The 25714-nt window shown below is 42.8% G+C and carries 26 protein-coding genes; 12 read left to right on the plus strand and 14 right to left on the minus strand.

What is annotated here, in order from left to right:
- Positions 1–52: 52 nt before the first annotated feature.
- The 9 genes from DXD68_RS03995 to DXD68_RS04030 all read left to right on the plus strand — a co-directional run bounded on the left by DXD68_RS03995 (position 53) and on the right by DXD68_RS04030 (position 8727).
- Positions 53–1297, plus strand: a complete 1245-nt coding sequence (locus DXD68_RS03995; protein WP_122360343.1) for a GAF domain-containing sensor histidine kinase — start codon at positions 53–55, stop codon at positions 1295–1297.
- A complete protein-coding gene (locus DXD68_RS04000) occupies positions 1294–2667 on the plus strand; it encodes a sigma-54-dependent transcriptional regulator (RefSeq protein WP_122360344.1) in 1374 nt (457 codons plus the stop codon). Before DXD68_RS03995 ends, DXD68_RS04000 begins: the two co-directional genes overlap by 4 nt.
- 195 nt (positions 2668–2862) lie before the next feature.
- Complete coding sequence (locus DXD68_RS04005) at positions 2863–3090, plus strand: ferredoxin family protein (protein ID WP_007653280.1); 228 nt, start codon at positions 2863–2865, stop codon at positions 3088–3090.
- Between the two features lie 7 nt (positions 3091–3097).
- Positions 3098–4177 (plus strand): 3-methyl-2-oxobutanoate dehydrogenase subunit VorB, encoded by a 1080-nt coding sequence (locus DXD68_RS04010; RefSeq protein WP_122351577.1) that lies wholly within the window; start codon positions 3098–3100, stop codon positions 4175–4177.
- 5 nt (positions 4178–4182) lie between these two features.
- Entirely contained in the window at positions 4183–4353 is a 171-nt protein-coding gene (locus DXD68_RS24230; RefSeq protein WP_199715370.1) for a hypothetical protein, read from the plus strand.
- Positions 4354–4366: 13 nt separating this feature from the next.
- The gene (locus tag DXD68_RS04015) at positions 4367–5131 is read left to right on the plus strand and encodes a thiamine pyrophosphate-dependent enzyme (protein WP_007653276.1); all 765 of its coding nucleotides are present in this window, start codon (positions 4367–4369) and stop codon (positions 5129–5131) included.
- A gap of 17 nt (positions 5132–5148) precedes the next feature.
- Complete coding sequence (locus DXD68_RS04020) at positions 5149–5691, plus strand: 2-oxoacid:acceptor oxidoreductase family protein (protein ID WP_122360345.1); 543 nt, start codon at positions 5149–5151, stop codon at positions 5689–5691.
- 70 nt (positions 5692–5761) lie between these two features.
- Positions 5762–7897: a putative porin gene (locus tag DXD68_RS04025; protein ID WP_122360346.1), complete on the plus strand. Its 2136-nt coding sequence runs from the start codon at positions 5762–5764 to the stop codon at positions 7895–7897.
- 5 nt (positions 7898–7902) lie between these two features.
- Positions 7903–8727 (plus strand): transporter substrate-binding domain-containing protein, encoded by an 825-nt coding sequence (locus DXD68_RS04030; protein WP_122360347.1) that lies wholly within the window; start codon positions 7903–7905, stop codon positions 8725–8727.
- Between the two features lie 16 nt (positions 8728–8743).
- Here DXD68_RS04030 and DXD68_RS04035 read toward each other — a convergent pair whose 3' ends face one another.
- Positions 8744–9886 carry an ATP-binding protein gene (locus tag DXD68_RS04035; RefSeq protein ID WP_122360524.1) on the minus strand — a complete coding sequence of 381 codons (1143 nt, stop codon included), beginning with the start codon at positions 9884–9886 and terminating at the stop codon, positions 8744–8746.
- Between the two features lie 183 nt (positions 9887–10069).
- Here DXD68_RS04035 and DXD68_RS04040 point away from each other — a divergent pair, with 183 nt between their 5' ends.
- On the plus strand, positions 10070–11359 hold the full coding sequence (locus tag DXD68_RS04040; protein WP_122360348.1) for a DEAD/DEAH box helicase: 1290 nt from the start codon (positions 10070–10072) through the stop codon (positions 11357–11359).
- Between the two features lie 82 nt (positions 11360–11441).
- Here the strand turns inward: DXD68_RS04040 and rho are convergent, their stop codons facing one another.
- From rho to DXD68_RS04095, 10 genes are all read right to left on the minus strand, one after another.
- The gene (gene rho, locus DXD68_RS04045) at positions 11442–13457 is read right to left on the minus strand and encodes a transcription termination factor Rho (RefSeq protein ID WP_122360525.1); all 2016 of its coding nucleotides are present in this window, start codon (positions 13455–13457) and stop codon (positions 11442–11444) included.
- Between the two features lie 187 nt (positions 13458–13644).
- Entirely contained in the window at positions 13645–14985 is a 1341-nt protein-coding gene (gene tilS, locus DXD68_RS04050) for a tRNA lysidine(34) synthetase TilS (protein ID WP_122360349.1), read from the minus strand.
- An 80-nt stretch (positions 14986–15065) separates the two neighbouring features.
- Positions 15066–15830, minus strand: coding sequence for a zinc ribbon domain-containing protein (locus tag DXD68_RS04055; protein ID WP_122360350.1), 765 nt, complete (start codon positions 15828–15830; stop codon positions 15066–15068).
- A gap of 1 nt (position 15831) precedes the next feature.
- Positions 15832–16929 (minus strand): Nif3-like dinuclear metal center hexameric protein, encoded by a 1098-nt coding sequence (locus DXD68_RS04060; RefSeq protein ID WP_122360351.1) that lies wholly within the window; start codon positions 16927–16929, stop codon positions 15832–15834.
- A gap of 10 nt (positions 16930–16939) precedes the next feature.
- Positions 16940–18697: an aspartate--tRNA ligase gene (aspS, locus tag DXD68_RS04065; protein ID WP_122360352.1), complete on the minus strand. Its 1758-nt coding sequence runs from the start codon at positions 18695–18697 to the stop codon at positions 16940–16942.
- 1084 nt (positions 18698–19781) lie between these two features.
- Positions 19782–20063 carry a hypothetical protein gene (locus DXD68_RS04070; RefSeq protein ID WP_122360353.1) on the minus strand — a complete coding sequence of 94 codons (282 nt, stop codon included), beginning with the start codon at positions 20061–20063 and terminating at the stop codon, positions 19782–19784.
- A gap of 332 nt (positions 20064–20395) precedes the next feature.
- On the minus strand, positions 20396–20575 hold the full coding sequence (locus tag DXD68_RS04075) for a hypothetical protein (protein ID WP_122360354.1): 180 nt from the start codon (positions 20573–20575) through the stop codon (positions 20396–20398).
- A 131-nt stretch (positions 20576–20706) separates the two neighbouring features.
- Complete coding sequence (locus tag DXD68_RS04080) at positions 20707–21495, minus strand: DUF2971 domain-containing protein (RefSeq protein ID WP_122360355.1); 789 nt, start codon at positions 21493–21495, stop codon at positions 20707–20709.
- Between the two features lie 206 nt (positions 21496–21701).
- Entirely contained in the window at positions 21702–22703 is a 1002-nt protein-coding gene (locus tag DXD68_RS04090) for a replicative DNA helicase (protein WP_122360357.1), read from the minus strand.
- A gap of 36 nt (positions 22704–22739) precedes the next feature.
- Positions 22740–23261, minus strand: a complete 522-nt coding sequence (locus tag DXD68_RS04095; RefSeq protein WP_122360358.1) for a hypothetical protein — start codon at positions 23259–23261, stop codon at positions 22740–22742.
- A 32-nt stretch (positions 23262–23293) separates the two neighbouring features.
- Here DXD68_RS04095 and DXD68_RS04100 point away from each other — a divergent pair, with 32 nt between their 5' ends.
- Positions 23294–23632 (plus strand): hypothetical protein, encoded by a 339-nt coding sequence (locus DXD68_RS04100; RefSeq protein ID WP_122360359.1) that lies wholly within the window; start codon positions 23294–23296, stop codon positions 23630–23632.
- Here the strand turns inward: DXD68_RS04100 and DXD68_RS04105 are convergent.
- From DXD68_RS04105 to DXD68_RS04115, 3 genes are read right to left on the minus strand one after another with little or no spacing between them, the layout of a single operon-like run.
- A complete protein-coding gene (locus DXD68_RS04105; RefSeq protein WP_122360360.1) occupies positions 23619–23894 on the minus strand; it encodes an ECs_2282 family putative zinc-binding protein in 276 nt (91 codons plus the stop codon). The genes DXD68_RS04100 and DXD68_RS04105 overlap by 14 nt on opposite strands.
- A gap of 10 nt (positions 23895–23904) precedes the next feature.
- On the minus strand, positions 23905–24372 hold the full coding sequence (locus tag DXD68_RS04110) for a hypothetical protein (RefSeq protein ID WP_122360361.1): 468 nt from the start codon (positions 24370–24372) through the stop codon (positions 23905–23907).
- A gap of 23 nt (positions 24373–24395) precedes the next feature.
- Positions 24396–25085 carry a helix-turn-helix transcriptional regulator gene (locus tag DXD68_RS04115; RefSeq protein WP_122360362.1) on the minus strand — a complete coding sequence of 230 codons (690 nt, stop codon included), beginning with the start codon at positions 25083–25085 and terminating at the stop codon, positions 24396–24398.
- Between the two features lie 170 nt (positions 25086–25255).
- Between DXD68_RS04115 and DXD68_RS04120 the strand changes: the two genes are divergently transcribed.
- The gene (locus DXD68_RS04120; protein ID WP_122360363.1) at positions 25256–25693 is read left to right on the plus strand and encodes a hypothetical protein; all 438 of its coding nucleotides are present in this window, start codon (positions 25256–25258) and stop codon (positions 25691–25693) included.
- The last annotated feature ends 21 nt before the right edge of the window (positions 25694–25714 follow it).

Raw genomic sequence — 25714 nt, forward strand, 5'->3', positions numbered from 1 at the left:
GTCCGGCAAATTCATCTGTTTTTTATACTTTTGTACAAAGATCAGAAACAACATGCCACTATTCAGAAAGAACGAACAGCCCAAGCAACCGAATCTGGAACAACTGCTTTCGGAGTTCAATCAGTCGCTTACGCTGATTGTCGACAAGCAATTACTTATCGGCAACATCGCCGCCAAAGTAAAACAAATATGTCCTGTCGAAAGTATTTATATTTTCCTGCTGGATGAGAACACGGGGAATTACAAACAGCAGAACGAAACCCGAAACAAACCGGTGACGCTGATCAAACGGAGCCGCCTGATCAGCTGGCTGTCGGTAAACGAAAAGCATCTGACGGTATCCGAACATCCGGATATCATCGTTTACTTCCCTCCGGAAGAACAGGAAACATTACGGCAACTGGGCGCTGAACTGATCTTCCCGCTAAAGGTGATGAACCAGATAAACGGAACGATCTTTATCGGAAAGAAAACCGACGGAACCGCTTTCACTCCGCAGGAACTGAAACTGCTCTCCATCCTGATCAACCAGGCTACTTTTGCCATCGAACATGCTTCGCTCTACGAGATACAGACCGAACGTCTGAAGAAGATGTACCGCACAGACCGCCTGGCTACGTTGGGTGAGCTGGCTGCCGGTGCCGCCCACGAGATACGGAATCCGCTGACTGCCATTCGCAGTACGATCCAGTATCTGAGCAAAGACTTCAATGCCGATCCGACAAAAAAGGAGATGATGGAGGAACTGATCTCGGAAGTGGAACGTATCAATAAGATCGTACAGGGCTTGCTGTCGTTCGCCCGCCCCTCGGAGCTGAATACGTCGGAGGTAAACATCGAGCAACTGATCAACCAGACGCTCCTGCTGGTGACAAACACGCTACGCAAACAGAATGTCGAAGTGGAGTTCGAATACTTCACCGACAATACAACGATACAGGCCGATACGGAGCAACTGAAACAGGTCTTCCTGAACATTATTCTAAATGCCGTCGAAGCCATGGGTAAAAATACTCCCGATCGCTCGCGTACATTAATAATAAGTATAGAAAAGGGAGCTGCCATCAATACGCATTCCCGTTATCTGATCGTCTCATTCGAAGATTCCGGAAAAGGGATCGACCAAAAAGACATCGAGAATGTATTCAATCCGTTCTTCACGACAAAAGAGGAAGGTACCGGATTGGGATTAGCCATTTGCTACGGTATCGTGAAACGCCATGAAGGCGAGATCGAGGTAAAAAGTACGCCGGGCAAAGGCACTTGCATAAACATAAAACTACCGCAACGTATATGAAAGCAAAAATAGTAGTAGCCGACGATGAGCCGCGCATCCGCAAGATGATTGCCCGCCTGCTGACAGATGAGGGATACGACGTTATGCCTGTCGAAAACGGACGGGAAGCGGTAGAGGCACTCCTCTCCTTCCATCCCGATGTGATCCTGCTGGACCAGCAGATGCCGGTACTGACAGGCGTGGAAGCATTGGAAGAGATCAAACGTATTTCCCCGAATCAGGTCGTCCTGTTCGTCACGGCTTTCGGTTCCATCTCCCTGGCGGTAGACGCAGTAAAGAAAGGAGCGTACGATTTTATCGAAAAACCGTTCGATAACGACAAGCTGGTGCTCACCGTGGGCCGTGCCGTTGAACACAGCCGGATGAAAGGTGAACTGTCGACGCTGAAGAAGACACTCGGCGAGAAACAAAGCTCCGTTATCGGAGAAAATACCGGACTCAGGCAAACGATGATACAGGTGCGACGGGTAGCAGAAACGAATGCCACCGTCCTGATCCACGGCGAAAGCGGTACGGGAAAGGAACTGATCGCCCGTGCCATTCATACCAACAGCCTGCGTGCCAACGGTCCGTTCGTTGCCATCAACTGCGGAGCTATTCCGCTTACCCTGATGGAAAGTGAACTGTTCGGCCATGAACGGGGTGCCTTTACGGATGCCAAAGAGGCAAAGGCCGGTACTTTCGAGCAGGCAGACGGCGGAACTCTTTTTCTGGACGAAATAGGTGAACTGCCTTTGGATGCCCAGGTGAAACTGCTCCGCGTACTGGAAGAGCGGAAGATCACCCGCATCGGAGGGAAAAAGGCAATCCCGGTTGATGTCCGTATCGTAGCAGCTACCAACCGTAATCTGGACGATGAGGTGAAAGAGGGCCGTTTCCGCCTCGACCTTCTCTATCGCCTGAATGTCTTTACCCTTATCCTCCCGCCACTTCGCGAACGGAAAGAGGATATCCCCCTGCTGACCAATTTCTTCATCCGCAAATACAACCGGACATTGAGTCTCGACGTACAATCCATTACGCCCGAAGCCGTGAAGCTGCTTGGTTCCTACGACTGGCCCGGAAACGTCCGCGACCTGGAGAATGCCGTACAAAGTGCCATGATACTTTGTACCGACGGCACGATCCGCCCAGAACATCTGCCCGACCGGGTGAAAGGATACGAACTGGCGGAAGAGCAACCCGTAGCAGGGAGCGGCGGAAACAGTATCCGGGAGATTAATGCGCAAATGGAGAAAGAACTGATACTCGAAACGCTCCGGAAGCATAATTTCAACCGGACACTGACAGCCGAAGCTCTTAATATCAGCCGGAAAACATTGTTCAATAAAATGAAGCGGTACGGACTGGATTCGGCTACAGACAAGTGATAACAGGATAATTAACAAGCGATAACCGACGGCTGAAGATCGGCAAGCGACAGTTTAAAAATCAATGTGTAAATTATTAAACTGTCACCTCCCGACGACCATCCGTCAACTAAAAAACAAAACAACCCTTGTTTTTATAACATTAGTTCTTAACTTTGTAGGTCTTACACGACATAAAACATAATTAGTTATACTATGGCAAAGATAAAAGGAGCGGTCGTTGTTAACCAGGAACGCTGCAAAGGGTGCAACTTATGCGTAGTTGCCTGCCCCAGCGATGTACTGGAATTACACCCGCGTGAAGTGAACAACAAAGGGTACCATTATGTGTACATGAAAAACCCTGATGCTTGCATCGGTTGCGCCAGTTGCGGATTGGTTTGTCCCGACGGCTGTTTAACCATCTACAAAGTAAAAATATAAAACAAATATGGCAGAAGAGATCAAATTAATGAAGGGAAACGAAGTCGTCGCCCATGCAGCTATACGCTACGGTGTAGACGGATACTTCGGATATCCTATCACTCCGCAGTCGGAGATCCTGGAAACCCTGATGGCCGAAATGCCGTGGGAAACAACCGGAATGGTAGTACTGCAAGCCGAAAGTGAAGTAGCAGCTATCAACATGGTGTATGGTGGTGCCGGTACAGGCAAACGTGTAATGACTTCATCTTCCAGTCCTGGTGTCAGCTTGAAACAGGAAGGTATTTCTTATATCGCAGGTGCTGAACTGCCTTGTTTAATTGTAAACGTCATGCGTGGCGGTCCCGGTTTGGGAACGATCCAGCCGAGCCAGGCAGACTATTTCCAGACAGTGAAAGGTGGCGGACACGGCGACTATCGCCTGATCACCCTCGCTCCTTCTTCCGTACAGGAGATGGCTGACTTTGTCGGATTAGGATTCGACCTCGCTTTCAAATATTGCAATCCGGCTATTATCCTTGCCGACGGTATCATCGGCCAGATGATGGAAAAAGTGGTTATGCCTCCTTTCCGTCCGCGTAAGACAGAAGAAGAGATCATCGCCGAATGTCCGTGGGCTGTACAAGGCAAAACGAAAAATCGTAAAGCCAATGTGATCACTTCACTGGAACTCGATCCGGCGAAGATGGAAGAAAACAACCTTCGCTTCCAGGCTAAATACCGTAAGATTGAAGAAAATGAAGTACGCTACGAAGAGTTCCAGTGCGACGACGCGGAATATCTGCTGGTTGCTTTCGGTTCTTCTGCCCGTATCTGCCAAAAAGTGGTAGAGATCGCACGCGGAGAAGGTATCAAACTCGGCTTGTTGCGCCCGATCACGTTGTGGCCGTTCCCGACAAAAGCAATTGCCGCCTATGCCGACAAGGTGAAAGGTATGCTTTCTGTCGAATTGAATGCCGGCCAGATGGTGGAAGATATCCGCCTGGCTGTTAACGGAAAAGTAAAGGTTGAACACTTCGGCCGCCTGGGTGGTATCGTGTTTACTCCGGATGAAGTACTGAACGCGTTAAAAGAAAAGTTATTCTAATTTCTATGATACGCGGAAGTAAAACAGACAGCATATTGACAATCCTGTTCATGGTATTGGCAGCAGCAGCGATCGTTTGCTATTTTGCAGTCGACGACCGTCATGTATTCCTCTATTGCGGAGGGGCTGCCGTATGCTTCAGACTTGTTCAATATCTACTGAGATTTATTAGTTAATTAAGCAACAATTATGGAACTCAACGAAATAATTAAACCGGAGAATCTGGTCTATACAAAGCCGGAATTGATGAACGACAATCCCATGCACTACTGTCCCGGTTGCAGCCACGGTGTGATACACAAGCTGATCGCTGAAGTGATCGCCGAAATGGGAATGGAAGAAAAAACAATCGGTGTCTCTCCGGTGGGTTGCGCCGTATTCGCATATAACTACCTGGATATCGACTGGGAAGAAGCTGCTCACGGACGTGCACCTGCCATCGCAACAGCGATCAAACGCCTGAATCCGGAAAAGATGGTCTTCACTTACCAGGGCGACGGCGACCTCGCCGCTATCGGTACAGCCGAAACTATCCATGCTGCCAACCGCGGTGAAAACATCGTAATCGTATTCGTGAACAATGCGATCTATGGTATGACCGGTGGTCAGATGGCTCCTACTACCCTCGAAGGGATGCCGACAGCGACTTGCCCTTACGGACGTAACATCGCTCTCAACGGTTATCCGCTGAAGATCGGCGATCTGCTGGCCCAGTTGGAAGGTACCTGCCTGGTTACGCGCCAGAGTGTACAGACTGCTGCTGCCGTGCGTAAAGCGAAAAAGATGCTTCGCAAAGCTTTTGAAAACTCGATGGCCGGCAAAGGAACTTCAGTTGTCGAATTCGTTTCCACCTGTTCATCCGGCTGGAAGATGACTCCTGAAAAAGCAAACAAATGGATGGAAGAGAACATGTTCCCGTTCTATCCACTGGGAGACTTGAAGAACAAAGAATAAGTAAATACAAAAACGACATGAAACAAGAAATAATTATAGCAGGCTTTGGTGGACAAGGTGTTCTGTCGATGGGTAAGATACTTGCTTATTCAGGCTTGATGGAAGGCAAGGAAGTGACCTGGATGCCTTCATACGGACCGGAACAACGTGGCGGTACAGCCAACGTGACAGTGATCTTGAGCGATGATCCTATCAGCTCTCCGATCTTGAATGAATATGATATCGCCATCGTACTGAACCAGCCATCTATGGATAAGTTCGAAAGCAAGGTAAAGCCGGGTGGTATCCTGATCTATGACGGCTATGGTATTCATACGCCGGTTAAACGCTCCGACATCAACATCTATCGGGTAGATGCCATGGATGCGGCTACGGAAATGAAGAATGAAAAAGCATTCAACATGCTTATTTTGGGCGGTTTGCTGAAGATCGTTCCGATGGTGAAACTGGAAAACGTCCTGCTGGGCCTGAAGAAGTCCCTGCCCGAACGTCATCACAAGTTGATCCCGATGAACGAAGCTGCCATAAAGAAAGGCATGGAGATCATACAGAAAATGTAATCTTGCAAAAAGAATATAAAGAGGGGCGTTTCTTTCGTAGAAATGCCCTTTTGTTTTATCTTTGCAACCCATGAAGCATTGCTTATACATATTATTGTTGCTGATAGTATCTGCCGTAACCGTTCAGGCACAGCGCGAAGGTGGCCGGGCAGATCAGAGAGGTGGAGGAAGACGTGGGGGCTTCTCCCTGTCGAACCTGACATCATCACAGAAAGAGATACCGGACAGCCTGTTGGTCGCAGACAGCGCCGCTTTAAATTCCAAACGTATCACGGCTTATCGGCTCACTCCTTTTTTAGGTGAACCGTATGTAGCGCCACTGGATACAAACAAACTGAATTTCAGTAATTCGACATTGGTTGAAAGCAAATCGCTTGCCATCGGTTATCTGGCAAACCTGGGTTCTCCGGCACAAACCAAAATATTCTCCGAACGGCAAGAGGCACGTGATTTCATCTTTGCGGATGCCTATGACTATTATATCACAACACCCGAAAATGCCTATTTCTACAACACTAAAATCCCTTACACCAACATTATGTATACTACCGCAGGTGGTAGTACCAACAAGGAGGAGCAGTTGAAAGGGACTATGACAATGAACTTCGGCAAGAAGATCAATGTGGGTGGCGATATCGATTATATTTATGGTCGCGGGCATTATAAAAACAACGGTAACAAACTATTAAGCTACCGTTTCTTCGGCAGTTACCAGACCGATCGTTACGAATTGCATGCTTCATTAAGCAACTTCAACTTTGTCAATTACGAGAACGGAGGATTGGATAATGACTCTACCATCAACCATCCTGACGAATATTTTCCGGAGGGACGTCCGTCCGATACCAAGTCATATGATATCCGTTATCTGACAAATGCGTGGAACCGTGTACGCGGAAAACGATATTTCCTGACCCAGCGATATAACCTCGGCTTCACTCGTGAACTGGAAGAAACAGATGAAGAAGGGAATCCGAAAGAAATGTTCGTCCCGGTATCCAGCATCATCCATACGATCGATTACGAAGATAACCGCCGCCGTTTCATTGCAGACAATACCGCCCTGATGGATTCGTCTTACATAGTCGATGACAATGGTTTGCGTTTTCCACGCATCTATGGATTGGGGGCTACACTCGATGATCAGACATCTTCCTGGAATCTGAAGAATACGATCGGTCTTTCGTTGCGGGAAGGTTTCCAGGACTGGGTAAAATTCGGTCTGACAGCTTTCGTCCGACTGGAAAAGCGCCGGTTCAAACTGGAGCCTAAAATTGAGGGAATCGATTATGGCGAATACGGACGAGGCCCCTACTTCTCTGTCGATAATGTCGATCTGAAAAATCTACCGACAGCGGATATCTATGATGAATTTTCCACCTATGTCGGAGCGGAACTCTCCAAACGCCAGGGTAGTATCCTGACTTATAATGCGCGGGGTGAACTGTGTATGGTCGGTAGCGATGTCGGTGAATTTCGTGTGACCGGAGATTTGCAGACGCGCTTCAAATTGTTCAAGAAAGATGCCGTCATCAAAGCGGATGCTTACATCAAGAATACAACGCCGGCTTTTTACCTGCGTCACAATCATTCCCGTTACTTTTGGTGGGATAATCCGAACTTTAACATGACACAGCAAATCTATGCGGGAGGTGAAGTCTATCTGGAATCTTCAAAGACGACATTAAAAGCGGGTGTGGAAAGTATTCAGAACTATATTTATTTCAATAAAGAAGGATTCCCTGTACAGCACGGAAGCAACCTGCAGGTTGTCAGTGCACGTATCAAACAGGATTTCCGTTTCCGTGCTTTCGGATGGGAAAATGAAGCCTGCTGGCAATTGAGCAGCGACAAAAGCGTACTTCCGCTTCCATCGTTAAGCGCCTATTCGAACATGTATCTGGCCGTTAAGCTGGCAAAAGTACTGACAGTTCAACTGGGAGCCAACGTGTATTACAACACGGCTTATTATGCACCGTATTACGAACCGGCAACCCAGCAGTTCCAGGTTCAGAACGAAGTAAAAGTAGGCAACTATCCGTTGATCAACGCTTACGTGAACTTCCACCTGAAACAGGCTCGTTTCTTCGTTATGGCATATAACCTGAGCAGTAAGTTTGCAGAGCCTAATTATTTCTCTCTAGCACACTATCCGTTGAATCCGATGGTGCTGAAAATGGGTATTGCTGTTACATTTAATAACTAAGTCGTATGAAATCCCGGAAGTTGCTGGTTGTTTATATCATCCTGTTGGTATGTATACTGATAGTCATGTTCCGTTTATGGCCGTACAAAAAAGAACCTGTCGCTCCGAGGGATTATCCGGAAATCAAGGAGGAGGGTATCCTCCGAATGGTAACCGAATATAATCAATCCGGTTACTATATAGCCGGCGATACTATTGAGGGTTTCCAATACGAACTGAGCCAAGCGATTGCCGCCCTCTCGGGACTGGAAGTACAGACCCAGCTGGAAATGAGCCTTGCCGAAAGTTTCAGGGAGCTATCGGATAACCAATGCGACGTTATAGCCCGCAACATTCCTATTACCAGTGAAATAAAAGAGAATTATCTGTTTACCGAACCGATCGTTTTCAACAAACAGGTATTGGTACAACGTACGAAAGAAGCCAACAACGGTATCCAACCGATTCGTAATCAGCTCGATCTGGCACAAAAGACCTTGTATATACCTAAAAACTCTCCCGCTTTGTTGCGCCTGCAAAACCTGGCACATGAAATCGGCGATACCATTTATGTAAAGGAAGACGAACTATATTCCAGTGAACAATTGGCTATCATGGTAGCCAAAGGGGATATCAATTATGCCGTATGTGACCAGCAAATAGCCCGCCTGTCCAAAGAAAATCTGCCCGAAATAGATATCGATACAGATATCAGTTTCACCCAACTTCAATCATGGGCTGTACGCAAAGACTCCCCTATCCTGCTCGACAGCCTGAACAGCTGGCTGTCGCAAATCAAGAAAAGCGGTCTGTATGACCAGATATACAAACGCTACTACGGAAAGAAGTAATTACTTTAAAACAACATCACCAGGCATGTGAAGGCAAAATGAACGAAAAGGTAGACCCTTCGCCCAGCTTCGATTCAACCTGGATAGTGCCGCCCATCTTCGTAACAAGTCCTTTACAAATAGCCAACCCCAAACCTATACCTTCCACATAGTCATTTACTTTGACAAAACGGTTGAACAGATTCTGTAACTGTGCCTCTGCTATTCCTTGTCCGGTATCTTTTACATAAAAGTTCAGCTTACCATCGCCTAAGGATTTATACCCCATTGTGATACTGCCCTTTTTCGTATTCTTGATCGCATTATTGACCAGATTATTGATCAACTGGAGTAAACGGACATAGTCGGCACCAAAAGTACATCTGTCCAATCCCTTTTCGAGGATCAGTTTCACATCTTTCGGCATACGGGGTTTTATAGAAGCATACGTCGTGTCCATCATTTCATTCAGGTCGATCGGAGCATAACTGATCTTTATCGCATCAGCTTCAATCTTTGAGAGGTCGAGGATATCGTTGATCAGCTGCATGAGTAACTGATTATTCGCTTTGATAATCTCATAATAAGACATACGCTCTTCGTCTGTATCCGCAAACGCCATCATCTCCGAAAAGCCGGTTATTGCGTTCAAAGGTGTGCGGATCTCATGACTCATGTCTGCCAGATATTTTGATTTCAACTTATCAGCCAGTTCAGCTTTATCGCGCTCACTTTCCAGGCGTTTTTCTATTGCCCGCTTTACTGTGGCATCACTCCACAAGGCGAGCAACAGAGGTTTTCCGTTACTTAAAGAAATCGGGTACTTGGCCACTTCAATATATTTGGTATCACCGGAAGCTGTCTTGAGCCAACCATGAAATTCAGCCACTTTACCCGAACTGATAACATTTTTATCTACCTCCAACCGCTCTTCTATCGACATTAACGCATTATAATGTACTTCAGAGTCATCATGCCCCTCGATCTGAGAAGTATCAATCCCTGTAATCTCTTCCATAAATCTGTTCCAGTAGAGATAATTGTAATGATTCTCCGGATCTTTTACAAACACTCCCAAAGGCAAATGATCTAATATCGTGTTAAGCAACTCATGAACAGTATCTAATTCATTTAAGGTTGCCTTCTTCTGAAAGCCGTCAAAGCTATCATTTGTTCCCATAATAACTTGCAATTTTTCCAATATGGGCATAAAGATATTAATTTTTTATGGTACAGTACCATAGATAGATATGAATTTTCAAAGCTTATAGAAAAATACAAGACATTTATTACAAGAGCCAACATTACTAGTATAGAATTTGACAAATATTATTTACCTTTACGGTGAATTTAATGATAGAAGATGAGATTTGACGAATTGGATTTGGAAGAGGCCGTATTAGACGGTCTCGATGCTATGAATTTTCTGGAAACAACTCCTGTACAGGAATTAACGATTCCAGTAATATTAGAAGGGAAGGATATCATTGCCTGTGCACAAACCGGTACAGGAAAGACGGCTGCCTATGTATTGCCTCTGATCAATGAATTAAGTAAGGGTAATCATCCGGATAATGCCGTTAACGCTGTTATTATGGCTCCTACCCGCGAGCTGGCTCAACAAATAGACCAGCAAATAGAAGGATTTACTTATTTCGTTCCGGTTTCGGCTGTAGCCGTATACGGCGGGACTGACGGAGTAGCCTGGGAACAACAAAAACGAGGAATGGAGATGGGTGCCGATATCGTTATCGCCACTCCGGGGCGTTTATTATCGCACCTGAAACTGGGAACTGTAGACCTTTCACAGGTCTCCTATTTTGTTCTCGATGAAGCCGACCGTATGCTGGATATGGGATTTTACGACGACATCATGCAGGTACAAAAGCAGCTGCCTCCTACCTGCCAGACCATTATGTTCTCTGCCACCATGCCCCCTAAAATCCGGACACTAGCTAAAACAATCCTGAAGAATCCCGAAGAAGTCAAGATCGCCATCTCCCGCCCACCCGAAACGATCATGCAAACAGCTTATATTTGCTACGATCCTCAAAAGCTAAAGATACTTGAAGACCTCTTCCTTCAAAGCCGCCCGCAGCGCGTCATCATCTTCTCCTCCTCCAAGATGAAGGTAAAAGAACTTTCAGCCACACTGAAACGGATGAAGTTTAACGTCGCTGCCATGCACTCCGACCTGGAGCAGTCCCAGCGTGAAGAGGTGATGAAAGAATTTAAAAACGGACACATCGACATACTGGTTGCCACCGACGTTGTTTCACGCGGTATCGATATCAATGACATCAAACTGGTAATCAATTATGATATACCTCACGACCCGGAAGATTACGTACACCGCATCGGCCGTACAGCCCGTGGAACCGGAGGCGAAGGACTGGCTATCACATTTATCAGCATAGAAGAACAAGCCCAGTTCAAACGCATCGAGGATTTCCTGGAAAAGGAAGTATACAAGATTCCCGTCGATCCTAAGTTTGGTGAAACACCGCTATACGAGCCTGAAAAATACGGAAACATGCGTCGCGGACGCGGACGTCCACGTAAAGAAGGCAACGGAGGAGGCAGACCAGGTAACCGTCCGGGAGGAAAGCCCGGTAACGGAAACCGTCGCGGAAGACCTAAAAAAGAATCCTGAAATATAGAACTTCAAATATCGGATAACAAAAAAAGGGATGCATATCGATGCACCCCTTTTTTATTATCTATTTTATTCCGGATTATCCGTTCATGGAAGCCAGGAACTCCATATTGTCATACGTCTGCTCCATACGTTTCTTTACAAACTCCATTGCTTCGATCGAGTTCATATCCGACAGGTATTTACGAAGTATCCACATACGGTTCAGCGTACTTTCATCCTGCAACAGATCATCGCGACGAGTACTTGACGCAGTGATATCGACAGCCGGATAAATACGTTTGTTAGACAGCTTGCGATCCAACTGCAATTCCATATTACCTGTTCCCTTAAATTCTTCAAAGATCACATCATCCATCTTCGAACCTGTTTCAGTCAATGCCGTTGCCAGAATCGTCAGGCTGCCGCCGTTCTCAATGTTACGGGCAGCACCGAAGAAACGTTTCGGTTTCTGTAATGCGTTCGCATCCACACCACCGGAAAGAACCTTACCGGAAGCAGGTTGAACCGTGTTGTAAGCACGTGCCAAACGAGTGATCGAGTCCAAAAGGATTACCACATCGTGACCACATTCCACCATACGTTTTGCCTTGTTCAATACGATCTCGGCAATCTTCACATGGCGTTCTGCCGGTTCATCGAAAGTAGAGGCAATCACTTCAGCATCTACGCTACGAGCCATATCGGTTACTTCTTCAGGACGTTCGTCGATCAACAGGATGATCATATATACCTCCGGATGGTTTGCAGCAATCGCATTAGCGATATCTTTCAGCAACATCGTCTTACCGGTCTTAGGCTGTGCCACGATCAGACCACGTTGTCCTTTACCGATCGGCGAGAACAGATCGACTACACGAACAGCTATATTATCATATACTTTCGGAGCTTTACGGGCCGTAAGCATGAACTTTTCATCCGGGAAAAGCGGTGTTAAATGATCGAAAGGAACACGGTCGCGTACATCTTCCGGTGAACGGCCATTGATCTTGTCGACTTTTACCAGCGGGAAATATTTTTCACCTTCTTTCGGAGGACGAATAGCACCTTCTACCACATCACCAGTCTTCAAACCAAACAGTTTGATCTGTGACTGTGATACATAGATGTCATCCGGAGAAGTCAGGTAGTTATAATCCGACGAACGCAGAAAACCGTAACCATCCTGCATCATTTCCAATACACCCGTACCAATCAGAATTCCATCAAATTCGTACTGCTTGTCTTGCGATGCATTAGTATTGTTGCGCTGATTATTGTGATTATTCTGGTTGTTCTGTCTGTTATTATTCTGACGGGGAGCATTTTGCTGCTGTTGCTGTTGCGGCTGCTGCGGGGCATTCTGCTGTTCAGGTTGTTGCGGAGCTGCTTTTTCCTGTTTAGCAGGTGAAGGAGAGAACGGGAAAAGTTGATCGAGAACCGACTTGGTGTCAGGGTGTCTGAATACAACTCTTTTAGGTTCGTTGGCTGCCGGAGTTTCAACAGCCGGTACTTCAGCTGTTTTCTGTACCGGTACTGCCGGAATTTCAGGAACAACTTCTACTGCCGGCAACTCTTCGGGAGCACCTTCAACCACAACCGGCGGCAACAAAGGTTTTTCCACAGCTACTTCCGTAGAGACAGTCTGAGGAGTTTTAGTAACCTTTACATCATCGGTCTGATTAGCCGGTACAACTGCACCTGCCACTTTTTCTTTCTTTTCAATGCGTACTCTTTTCTTACGCTCGGGCTGTTCCTTCTTTTCTGCGGCAACCGCTACTTTCTTTTCTTCAGCCGGCTGTGTGGCTTCAGGAGCTACAACCGCAGCCGTTTCGGACTTTGCAGCTTTCGATTTGCTTTCGGTTTTCGGAGCTTTCGCTACCGCCGTTTTAGAAGGCTTCTTTGCTTTCGTCTGCTTTTCAGCTTTCTTAGCTTCTTTTTCTTTCTCCTTTTCTGCCTGTAAACCTGCATATGAGATAGCCTGTTCATCAAGAATACGATAAACAAGTTCTTCTTTTTTCAAAGAACTTATCTTCTTAATTCCTAACTCTTCCGCTATACTCTGCAATTCAGGAAGGAGTTTTTCATTTAGTTCTAGAATGTTATATTTCTGCATATTGAGAAGTGAGTAATAAAAACGGCACACGATCAAAGATTGTACAACACGTGCTTACCGCTATCATTGTATCTTAATAGTTTTTGATAATAAAAATTTCAATGTAAAAACCGGATTGTTTAGCTAATTTGAATCATTAGTAACACATCTGCGGAGTAAATCTTTGCAAATGTATAAAGATTTTTAGTTATTCTGTTATTTTTGTCGAAAAAAAATTCACAATTAGCACACTCTTAGTCGTTTTGTCGAGACAGAAGCGATTATCGGAGCGCTCTCCCACAATCCAGAGAATGTTTTCACCGCTACAAAGAAGCCACGTCCGCTCCTTATCCATACGACTGAATTTATGATCGGAAAAATAATCACTCAATTTCTTACGGCCTTTCATCCCAAAAGGAATGAACCAGTCCCCTTCTTTCCATTTACGCAATGTCAGGGGAAAAGAGAGTTTGTCGTAATCGAAATAAGCGATATGCTTATCTTTCCGGATACAGAAGTCATTAGTAATAACAGATTTAAAGAAAGAAAGTTCAATCGGACCACGCCAGATATCCTCCAAAATATCTTCCGCCGTAAACACATATTCCACAACGGCTTCTTGTTTTCTCGGTTCCAGCAGCAGATATTCACGATCTTTCAATAAACAATAATCGGATGAATAGAACATTTTACCCGACTCTTTCTCCAATGAACGGAATACATCATCGGCTACTTGACGGGAAAAACCATACGGCTTCAACAATTCATAGAGGATTGTTGCAGGCGAAGGATACCGAAGTAAACGGATAATCGGGATACGGCTCCCCGCTTCCATCAGTTCCCGGCGGGCTTTCTCTACCACATGCAGGTAGATGGTTTCAGTTTCTGCCAAATGATCGGCTGTACGCGCTATCGCCGACCGTACGGAGGGATTCAATTCCTCCAGTAAAGGAAGTACGCGAAGACGGATAAAATTACGTGTATAAGCATCCGAAAGATTGGTACTGTCGGTAACATAGGGTAACTGTTGTTTTTCCAGCCAGTCCAGTATCTCGCTGCGGCTGACCGTCAGCAACGGACGCACCACATACCCGTTTTTCGGACGGATACCTCCCAGTCCACGGACCCCTGTCCCCCGCACCAGGTTCATCAACACCGTTTCCACACTATCATCACGATGATGCGCCACAGCAATAGCCTGTGCCTCCCAGCGCTGCCTCATTTCTTCAAACCAACTGTAACGCAGTTCACGGGCTGCCATCTCGATAGAAAGATGATGTTCCGCCGCATAGGCAGTCGTATCAAAATCTATTTTATGGAAAGGCACATGCAGCCTGCATGCCATATCTTCGGCAAACCGTTCATCACGCACAGATTCATCGCCACGCAGATGGAAATTACAATGGAGAGCAATACATGGAAAATCCAACTGCACAAGCAAAGCAAGCAAAGCAACCGAATCAGCTCCTCCACTCAGTCCAACCAGCACAGGCCTGTCAGCAGACAACAGCTGCTGCTTCTCTATATATGCACGAACAATATTTCTCATCTGCCATATAAAATTATGGCTTTAGCCAAACATATTATCATTCAGCTAAAGCCACAAGCTTTTATCTACTGTATCAGTATTTATTCTTCTACACCTGCCAGTTCCGGGTCGATCATGATACGTCCGCAGTATTCGCAAACGATCACTTTCTTACGCAACTTGATATCCATTTGTTTCTGGGGCGGGATCTTGTTAAAGCAACCACCACAGGCATCACGCTGGATATAAACGACCGCCAAACCGTTGCGGGCACCTTTACGGATACGTTTGAAAGCAGTAAGCAAACGAGGCTCGATCGTTGTTTCCAACTTTTTAGCCTTTTCACGTAATCTTTCTTCTTCCTGCTTAGTCTCAGAAATGATCTCTTCCAATTCACTCTTCTTCTGAACCAGGTCAGCCTTACGGCCATCCAGTCTTTCAGAGAGCTGGGAGATCTCTTCTTTCTTATGGTTAATCGACTCACCGAATTCGCGGATCTTCTTTTCAGAAAATTCGATTTCAAGTCCCTGGAATTCGATTTCCTTTGACAGGTTATCAAATTCACGGTTATTGCGCACGTTATCCAGTTGCGATTTATATCTCTCGATCAGTCCGGTAGATTCTGTAATTCTGTGTTTCTGTTCAACAACAGCATTCTCATAATCCTGGATCTCCGACTGATAGTTTTGAAGACGGGTTTCCAATCCTGCAATCTCATCTTCCAGGTCCTGAACTTCCAGGGGAAGCTCTCCACGAAGCGTTTTGATCTTATCAATCTCAGTCATCATCGTCTGAAGTTGATAAAGCGTAGAAAGCTTTTCTTCAACTGTATACTCTTTTTCAGCTGATTGTTTATCTGTAGCCATTCTATAAATATTTTACCGGGTTTGAATTAACATTCGAAAAATGTACGGCAAAGGTAGGGAATTTTTTCGATATTATGTTATAAAAGATGTCTTTTGTACATACTTCGGATTCATAATGACCTATTACAGCCAGCAGAATACGATCTTCTACATCATAAAAGTCATTGTATTTGGCCTCCCCCGTAATGAATACGTCCGCACCATAGGCAATCGCGTCTTTCACCAGGAACGCGCCGCTGCCGCCACATAACGCCACCTCGCGTATCGGTTTACCCGTAAAGGCTGAATGCTTCACGCAACCAACCTGAAACAGGTCTTTTATCCGTTGCAGGAAAGCCAGTTCGTCCTCTTCTTCCGGCAACTCGCCCACGACGCCCGAACCGACCTGTTCCCAGGTATTGCTCAACGGGTAGAAATCGAATACCGGCTCTTCATACGGATGAACGGAAAGCAAAGCGCGTGTGATCGTCGGCTTACGGAAAGCAGGCAATATCGTCTCGATACGGATCTCACGTTCGACATGCAACTCCCCTACTTCACCACAGAACGGGTTTGCACCTTCGCCGGCACGGAAAGTTCCGTTCCCTGCCAGGTTGAAACTACATGAATCATAAGCTCCTACAGTTCCGGCACCCGCATTGAACAAGGTAGTCCGTACCAGTTCGGCATACGCTTCGGGCACGAATGTAACCAATTTAAGCAAAGCCCCTTTCTGAGGACTCAGCACACGCACGTTTTCCAAACCGATCAGTTCTGCCAAACGGAAATTCACTCCGCCCGCTGCATTATCGAGATTGGTATGAGCGGCATAGATCACCAGGTCATACTTGCAGGCTTTCATCATGCAGCGCTCAATATAGGTAGAGCCTGTCAATGACTTGAACGCTTTAAAGGCTAAAGGATGATGGGAAATGATCAGATTACACCCCAGTTCTATCGCCTCGTCCACCACCTCCTCGGTGACATCGAGACACAGAAGCGCACCGGTTGCAAGCTGGTTTACATCGCCAACCTGTACACCTGCATTGTCAAAGCTTTCCTGCAATGGCAACGGAGCATATTGCTCTAATTCTTTCAGTACATCCTTTATCCGTATCATAAGCAATAAATTATTCTTTTACGTCTACTTTCAGGCACAATTCATCCAGCTGCGAATCGTCGATAACCGACGGTGCATCAAGCATGACATCGCGACCGGAGTTGTTCTTCGGGAATGCGATACAGTCGCGAATCGAATCGAGACCGGCAAACAACGAAACCCAACGGTCCAGGCCATAAGCCAGACCTCCGTGAGGAGGTGCTCCATATTTGAAAGCATTCATCAGGAAGCCGAACTGAGACTGTGCTCTCTCTTCAGTGAATCCCAGTAACTGGAACATCTTATCCTGCAATTTGCTGTCGTGGATACGGATAGAACCGCCGCCCACTTCAACACCATTGATAACCATATCGTAAGCATTCGCACGTACAGCTCCGGTATCCGTATCCAGCAACGGAATATCTTCCGGTTTCGGAGATGTAAACGGATGGTGCATAGCGTAGAAACGCTGATCTTCTTCGCTCCACTCGAACAGCGGGAAGTCAACAACCCACAGACAAGCGAACTTATTCTTATCGCGCAATCCCAACTGGCTTGCCACTTCAAGACGCAATTCGCAAAGCTGTTTGCGTGTCTTCATCGCATCGTCGCCGGAAAGAATCAGGATCAGGTCGCCCGGTTTTGCACCGAAAGCCTCCTTCATCTGCTGCAAAGTTTCCTGTGTATAGAATTTATCCACACTCGATTTCACGTTTCCGTCGGCTTCCACGCGGGCATATACCATCCCCTTTGCTCCTACCTGCGGACGTTTTACAAATTCAGTCAGTGCATCCAACTGTTTGCGTGTATAGGTCGCTGCCCCTTCGGCACAGATACCACCGATATAAGCCGCATCGTCGAATACAGAGAAGCCATGGCCTTTCATGACATCCATCAATTCGACAAACTTCATACCGAAACGCAAGTCGGGCTTGTCGCTACCATAATATTTCATTGCATCGTGCCAGCTCATACGCAGGAACGGCTCTTTGATCTCGACACCACGAATCACCTTGAACAAATGTTTTGCCATACCTTCAAAGATATTCAGCACATCTTCCTGTTCAACGAAACTCATTTCACAGTCAATCTGTGTAAATTCCGGCTGACGGTCGGCACGCAGGTCTTCGTCACGGAAACATTTAACGATCTGGAAATAACGGTCGAAGCCAGACACCATCAACAGCTGCTTCAAGGTCTGCGGAGACTGTGGCAATGCATAGAACTGTCCCGGATTCATTCGTGAAGGAACCACGAAGTCACGTGCACCTTCGGGAGTCGAATTGACCAGTACCGGAGTTTCCACTTCCAAAAATCCCTGTTTATCCAAATAGTTACGAACTTCAAAAGCCATGCGGTGGCGCAATTCGAGGTTTTTACGAACTGCGTTACGACGCAAATCCAGATAACGGTATTTCATACGCAGGTCATCGCCCCCGTCCGTTTCGTCTTCGATTGTGAAAGGAGGAGTAGCCGCCGCGTTCAGTATATTCATCTCCGAAACGATCAGTTCGATATCGCCAGTCGGGATATTTTTGTTCTTACTGGAACGTTCCCTAACCGTACCTGTTGCCTGAATAACATACTCGCGTCCCAGTTTGTTTGCCTTTTCGCAAAGATCGGCATCCACTTCCTGGTTGAATACCAACTGGGTTATACCATAACGGTCACGGAGATCGACAAATGTCATACCGCCCATCTTACGAGTTCTCTGCACCCATCCGGCTAAAGTAACCACCAGACCTTCGTCTGCCAGGCGCAAGTTTCCACATGTTCTTGTTCTATACATCTTAAATAAGATTTATTTGTTTTAATTTCATGAATCAAAAGTATGCATACAGAGTATCTGTAAAATATGATTATACTTTACACGCAGCCGGTTTGCAAAGATAATACTATATTCATTAACTATAATAATTTCATTGAAATTAAAAGAAAAACTGAAGAAGCGAATTAAATAGACATATCATGATGAACAAGAAACAACTGTCACACTATCACTTTTCTTCTTACATTAATTGATATTCATTATATACACGCCTGTGATAGTAGAGATGATACACGAAAATAGTACTATCACACTATCACGAAGATGCCTGTCTTTTATCACATAGCATACCACTAATTTTCAGGAAGATAAGGAGATATTCTTATTGAGATCCGGGTGTCGGCTCCCTTCACACCCGGGTCTCTGCATCGTCCACACCCAGGTGTGAAAAGGGATAAAATGGGGGTCTCAGAAAAGAAATCCGCCTATTCTGCAATAAATAAGTAGTAATGTTATTAAAAAAAGAAATAGTCCTGACGAAAAAATGATAGTAGTGATAGTTGCCATGATAGTTATCCCGAACAACCATCATCAATACACATATTGATATTCAAGGATCAAAATGTTTTAATGATAGTATGACAGTATAAATGCAAAAAACTATAAGAAAAAGAATCCGCCAATGCCAAAATAAATTGAATTAAATAAAAAAGAGAACCAACATACGTTGATTCTCTTCCTCTGTCGGGGTACCAGGATTCGAACCTGGGACCCCCTGCTCCCAAAGCAAGGGAACACAGCTTGTATTTTGCTAATTTCTAGCTTCTTAACGAAATCATGTACAATATCTAACAGATATTTAAAAGTTACATTATTTTTATTATGCTTTTTGATTGCATTTTTTCAACAAAATACAACTTCAAAAAGCAGAATAACAGATTTCGTATCTGAAGTATTCAATAAATTATCAAAGATCTTGAGTTTGCATACCGACTGCGCAACACCCTGTTTAACCATCTACCCCAGTAAATGGTGCGCAAATATAGTTTTTTTATCCAATCTCTCAAAATATTCTCTGACTTTTATTAAATACCTTATAATACGATCACTTCCTCTTATTTTTACTTAGATGCAGGTCTATCATCCAATCAGCCCAGGCATCAGTCCCATAATCCGGAATATTAAACCACTCTTCCTCCTGAAGAAAGGAAATAAGATTGACGATTTTTTGAACCTGATCCGGATACCGGAATAGCTCCTCTTCGGATATAGACACAGAGTAATGCTTCTTATACTCTGTTACCTTCTCGAATACCTGAGACAGCCGGATTATCTCGTGAAAGGTAGGTGATTGCCCTTTATCTATCTTTAGCGTGATGCCGGACATTTCTCCCCCTTCTTTTCAAGTTGGTATGTCAAGAGAGCATTTTCTTGCTCTAGGGCATTGCACCGGCTAACAGCATCCTTTAACTGCCTCTGGAGAGTAGCGATAATTTTGTCTTTATCTTCCATGTGACTTATATTTTAGAATAAAAGCTATGTTCAAAAAAATTACAACAATCGACAACAAAAAAGAATCCGGTAATGTTTGTGAAACAAAAACCGTAACCACATATCACTTTTTAGGGGTACGTGTACTGGAATCTGTAAAAATTGAGCATTTTATAGAGCCCTCTCCATCTCCACTCGTACATAGAGATTGGAAAGAGCCTATACCGGTCAGGATTGCCCTTTGATAAGGTCGGCAATCTGTTTACAATCTTTCTTTACTGACAAAGTATTACCAAAAAGATTGAGTAAATATTCCGTTTCAGTTTCTTTAATAGTTGAAACTAGATCTAAATTAACGAAGCGTTCTTCTCCGTCATCCACATACTTTGCTTTAATAAACTGTGTCATAGTTGTTTAAATTTAAAACATTATTAAAATAATAATTATCTGATATATATGTATACTTCTTCATCAAAACGAAGTATACATATATGTTTCATAATATTTGTTTTTAATATCTACATTTTATCGCAAAATAATTATTTTCGTAATTTTACATTACTCTTTTCTATTTTTGCATTTTTAGCATATACACTTATTAGAGATTTTACAATTATTTCTTCTGCCTCAGTGGTCAAAGGTCCTAATCTTATAGAGATATTTTTAAGCTTCTCAGGGTCTAGGGCTAAATCATGATGATTAAATCCAAGTTCTTTTCCACTCACAAGCGCATCATGTATTAAACAATTAGCATTGGGAGATTCAAAATCTGACTTCTTAAACGGATATATATGTAAAATAAATCTACATTCTTTTTGAAATTCCCATTTTTTATGTTTGTATATCCCTATTTTATCGAAATGAATCTCTCTCTTCCCATATTTGTCACTTATAATATTTTCCACTTCACTTCGCGGATTATCACGATAAATTACTTTCTTCAAAAATGGGTCGTTATTACAATAAGGCATTATAAAAAAATCCTCATTAACCATTTGATCTATTGATAAAATAGGATTGGAGCCATTAATAAATTCTAATTTTCCTATTTTGAGTTGATGTATTTTTTCAGATGTTTTAAGAAACATATCTTCATCGATTTCAATCCTAACCCCTCTTCCATTAGGAGTATACATTTTCCACAAAGCGATATTTTCATCTTTATCTTCAGTCCAGCAAGAAACAAAAGTATATTTTCCGAATAATACACGATCATACATTGCCGACTCTTCCACATCATCAACATAATCTAATTTAGTAAATCTGATTTTTTGACTTTTCAAGATAAGTGCCAAATTTTCAATTGATGTATATTGATATATTTTCATAACTCTTTTTTATTTAAACAACCCTAATGTCGTAGCGACACTACTAGCGATCGCTGTTATTGAGCTTATCGTTTCCAATTTTGATGGCTCTATATCTTTTGATAACTTAAGAAGCTCTAGGTTCAGCTTTTCAAGGTTGGCTCGAAGAAATTCTTCCTGAGCAGTGAAACCTCCATGATTAAAAAAATCATATATTATTTGTATTATCAAAAAGGAACTTCTCCTGTATCTACAATAGAACGAAGACCTTCTATGCCAAAATCCAATTTAGTCTTTTCTATTTCACTAAACTTAGAAAACGCTCCCTCAAATTTTAATCGAACATCTCCCGTCCCTCCCATACGCTGTTTTGCAACAATAAACTCAGCCAATCCTATCAAAGAATTTCCACGTTCATCTTCTGTTATCTTATAGTACTCAGGACGATGAATAAAACATACAACATCTGCATCATCACAAATAGTCCCACTATCACGCAGGTCCGTCAATTGAGGTCTCTTACCTTCTGCCCCATATCGTGATTTATCTTCGATATTTCTATTTAATTGTGACGCAACTATTATTGGAATATCTAATTCTCTAGCTAATGCCTTTAAGCGCCTCGTTATATAATTTAACTCTAAATATCTATTATCATAATATTTATCATTAACAATTAGCAGTTGCAAATAGTCCAAAAATAAAATTTTTACACCATTCTCTCTTACCAAGCGCTTTGCCTTTTCGCAAAATTGATAAATATCTAAACGTGGGGTATCATCAATATAAATAGGGGCATTATGCAATTTTTTAATTTCAGAATCCATCGTTTCCCATTCATATGGTTCCATATGTCCATTTCTGATTTTCTGATTAGGTATTTCACATAAATTCGAAATAAGACAACTTGTAACTTGAGCATCACTCATTTCAAGAGAAAACAAAGCAACAGGAATAGGCATACTCTGATCTAAAACCATATTTAACATCATGGACAAAAGAAAAGATGTTTTCCCCATTGCAGGCCGAGCTCCAATTACTATAAGATTACCATTTTGCCAACCTTGGGTAATTTCATCTATTGAACTAAACCCAGAAGCTATTCCACCAATACCATCCTTTTTATTTGAAACATATTCAAGATATTCAAGAGCTTTTTTCATAACATTATTTATATGTATAGGCTCCCTTTCAAATATACTATTTTTATTATTTTCAACTTCTTCCATTCCTTATGATTTAAAGTTTGTGATACTATCTTTATATTATTGAAATATTACATCTTGTTCCTGCGATCGATCTATCCCCGACTCATCTTCCCAGGTGAATTTAAACCTATGTGATAGCTTGTGCCCTGTACACAAAATAACAGCAAACTCAACACTTCCCTGAGGAAGTAAACTTGGAATAGGCAACGTATTATCAGCAATCAATAGATTTATAGAATTATCCATTTCTAATGACTCCGATTCGAAATTTATATTCGATGCTTTCGCTTTTCCCTTATTATATATCTTCATTCTCCACGCAGAATTACCTCTTCTATCCATAGTCTTAAAAACATAAGCCTCTATTAATGCCTGCTTTTTTTCTAACTCCTCTTCTTTGCTTTTTTGAAGTTGGTATTCATTTAGCTTTGTTTGTTGATCATTAAGCTGCTCTTGCTGAGCATTCAATTTCTTTTGTTGATTATTTAACCTACGAGTATGACTCACATACATATAAATACCTCCAATAAAAGTAAACAGGGTTATAAACCAATCTATATTTTCTAAGATATCATTCATTTTTACTTTATATTTTAAGAAAATGCAATTCGATGAAAACAATTGAATATCACATAACGAAATCGTTTGATAAAAAGACAGGGAAAATGCATCATACAATTGAATGCAATGGAAAAACTATATACAATTTAGAATTCAACTGTTCTGAAGCTGGATATGAGCCATCTTCTCCTGTTGATTATCTAGAAGCGGCATTGGCTGGTTCACAAATTAATATTATACCTCAATACCATCAGGAACTTAACAACGTAGCTTTTGAGTTGCATCTATTAAATGCATACAGCATTGATAATACTAAAAAAAGCCTATCCTTTATATCAAAAACAAAAGCACTACTAACCAAAGTATTATCCAAAATCACTTCAATCTAATTGATTTATTACCTTTAAAAGCATCTTTAAACATTTTATTTATATCTGCTTTCAAATCCACCAAAGCCTCATTTTTCAGATCCTCCAATTCATTATTGATGGTTTCTTGGTTCAATTCAACAAGCTCGTCATAACCTCCTAAATATTCTCGTCCACAACGTGTACATTTTATATATGTCTTATCTTCGTTAGGTTCAAAAGAAGAATCATCTCCGCATGTTATACAGCGAAGCTGAACCGTTCTGTCATAGTTATCTTTCATAATCTACAATTTATAGTTTAGTTTTTAAGGATACTGCTTTATCTCGACGATCATTCCATTTTACGATATTTTTTTCGTATCTTGGATCAGATGCAAAAATCTCTAGAGCTCTATCTATTACTGCTATTTCTTCATCAATCTTTTTCTCTTTTCTATAAATGATCATCAATCTATCATAAGAATGTGTAGCCGGATATCCTATTTCTAAATTCTTTTTATAAACTCTTATTGCAGCTTTAATATTTCCATCTTTTTCATATTCAATACCCTTATTATTGTTTTTTGCAGTATCAGACAACGCCTTATCTTTCCTTTTTTGCTCAGTAAGTTTTTCATCCCAGATTTTAATTAATCCGAGACCTACATTAAAAGATTTTTGTCCCATCATATAAGCAGCAAAATATTCATGACTCAAATCTCCCATAACAAATTGATATTTTTTCAATTGAGCCCATGTCATCTTTTTTGTATATTCCATACTAATACTAGTTTAAGTTGTTTTTATAATTGATTCCTTCTTAGTTTACCTGCCACCTTATAAAGGAACAAAATCTCATTCTTTGAGATATCACGATCCGGGAATTTCCGACGGCCATCAGGATTTAATTCCATATTATATGACACCATAGTCACATAATTATCTCCCTTAGTGCTTTCGTACAGATTTTTTATATATCGATCTTCCCGAGTTATGACAACGTAACACTGACCATAATCTACATCATCGCGCCCTTCAATCGGGCGTACAAATATCACATCGCCTGATTTGTACTTATCATACATGCTGTCACCAAAGACCATTATACCTTTACAACCCTTGAATGCCGGAATTGAAACCCACTCCATGATTTTATTCTCATCACCTTCTAAGCCTATACCGTTTCCAGCACAAACACGGATATCAAGTATTGGTTGCATGTGTTCACGATCCGGATGAGACACGACCTCACACTCAACAGGAACTGCATTACCGGAAGTCTCCTTCAGCATTTTACCTTCTCCCATTCGAAGCCAAACCGTGTTCAATTCCGGATACACAGTAGATATTTTATCTACATTTTGTTTACGCATAGTATCCCCTGTCTTTGAAACAAATCCATTACTAAACCCGCAGGATTCTTCAAATGCCCTCACACTTAACCCTTTATACTCTACAAAGAGAAGTAGTCTATCTCTAATACTTTCGGCCATATAACATTAATTATTCTTAAAATGAAGATTTTTAATCTACACAAATAGACTATTGTAGATTTTATTTCTACATTTGCACTATAAAGTTAATGCAATACGGATGTATCCGCAAAATAAAACGGACACAAAATAAGCAAAATAGATTATTTACTCTAAAAAAACAACACGAAATGGCAAGCAAAGCATTCTCATCTGCAATCGCAGAAGCAAAACATGAAATTGAGTTCATCAATTTTGAACTGGGTAGAATGGGACGCGAGGAAGGTAAAAAACCCCAAAGAAAAGCAGCTTTACTGAAAATCCTCGATGTTATCGATATGTACAATAACGATGACTATGAAAGAATTATCTCTTTGGGTAAGGTTGGCGAAGAATGCAAACTGGAAAATGCCAAAGCTCTACAAATAGAAGCTGTGCTGAGTGAAACCAAAAAAGTAATAGATGATTTGATTGGTACTATGTTGATTAGCGCAGAGCGTTTCGGAGACGTAGATCTTCACCAGAAAGTAATTGATGTGATCGGACAAAAAGAAATGATCAAGCGTAAACTAAAGATGGACCTTCCTCTTTGGGACAGTGACAACAAGTTCATTTTGGAAAATCTATAATAGCATATATCCCGGACGGGT

It is taken from the genome of Parabacteroides sp. TM07-1AC, from assembly GCF_003480915.1.
Classification (GTDB): domain Bacteria; phylum Bacteroidota; class Bacteroidia; order Bacteroidales; family Tannerellaceae; genus Parabacteroides; species Parabacteroides chongii.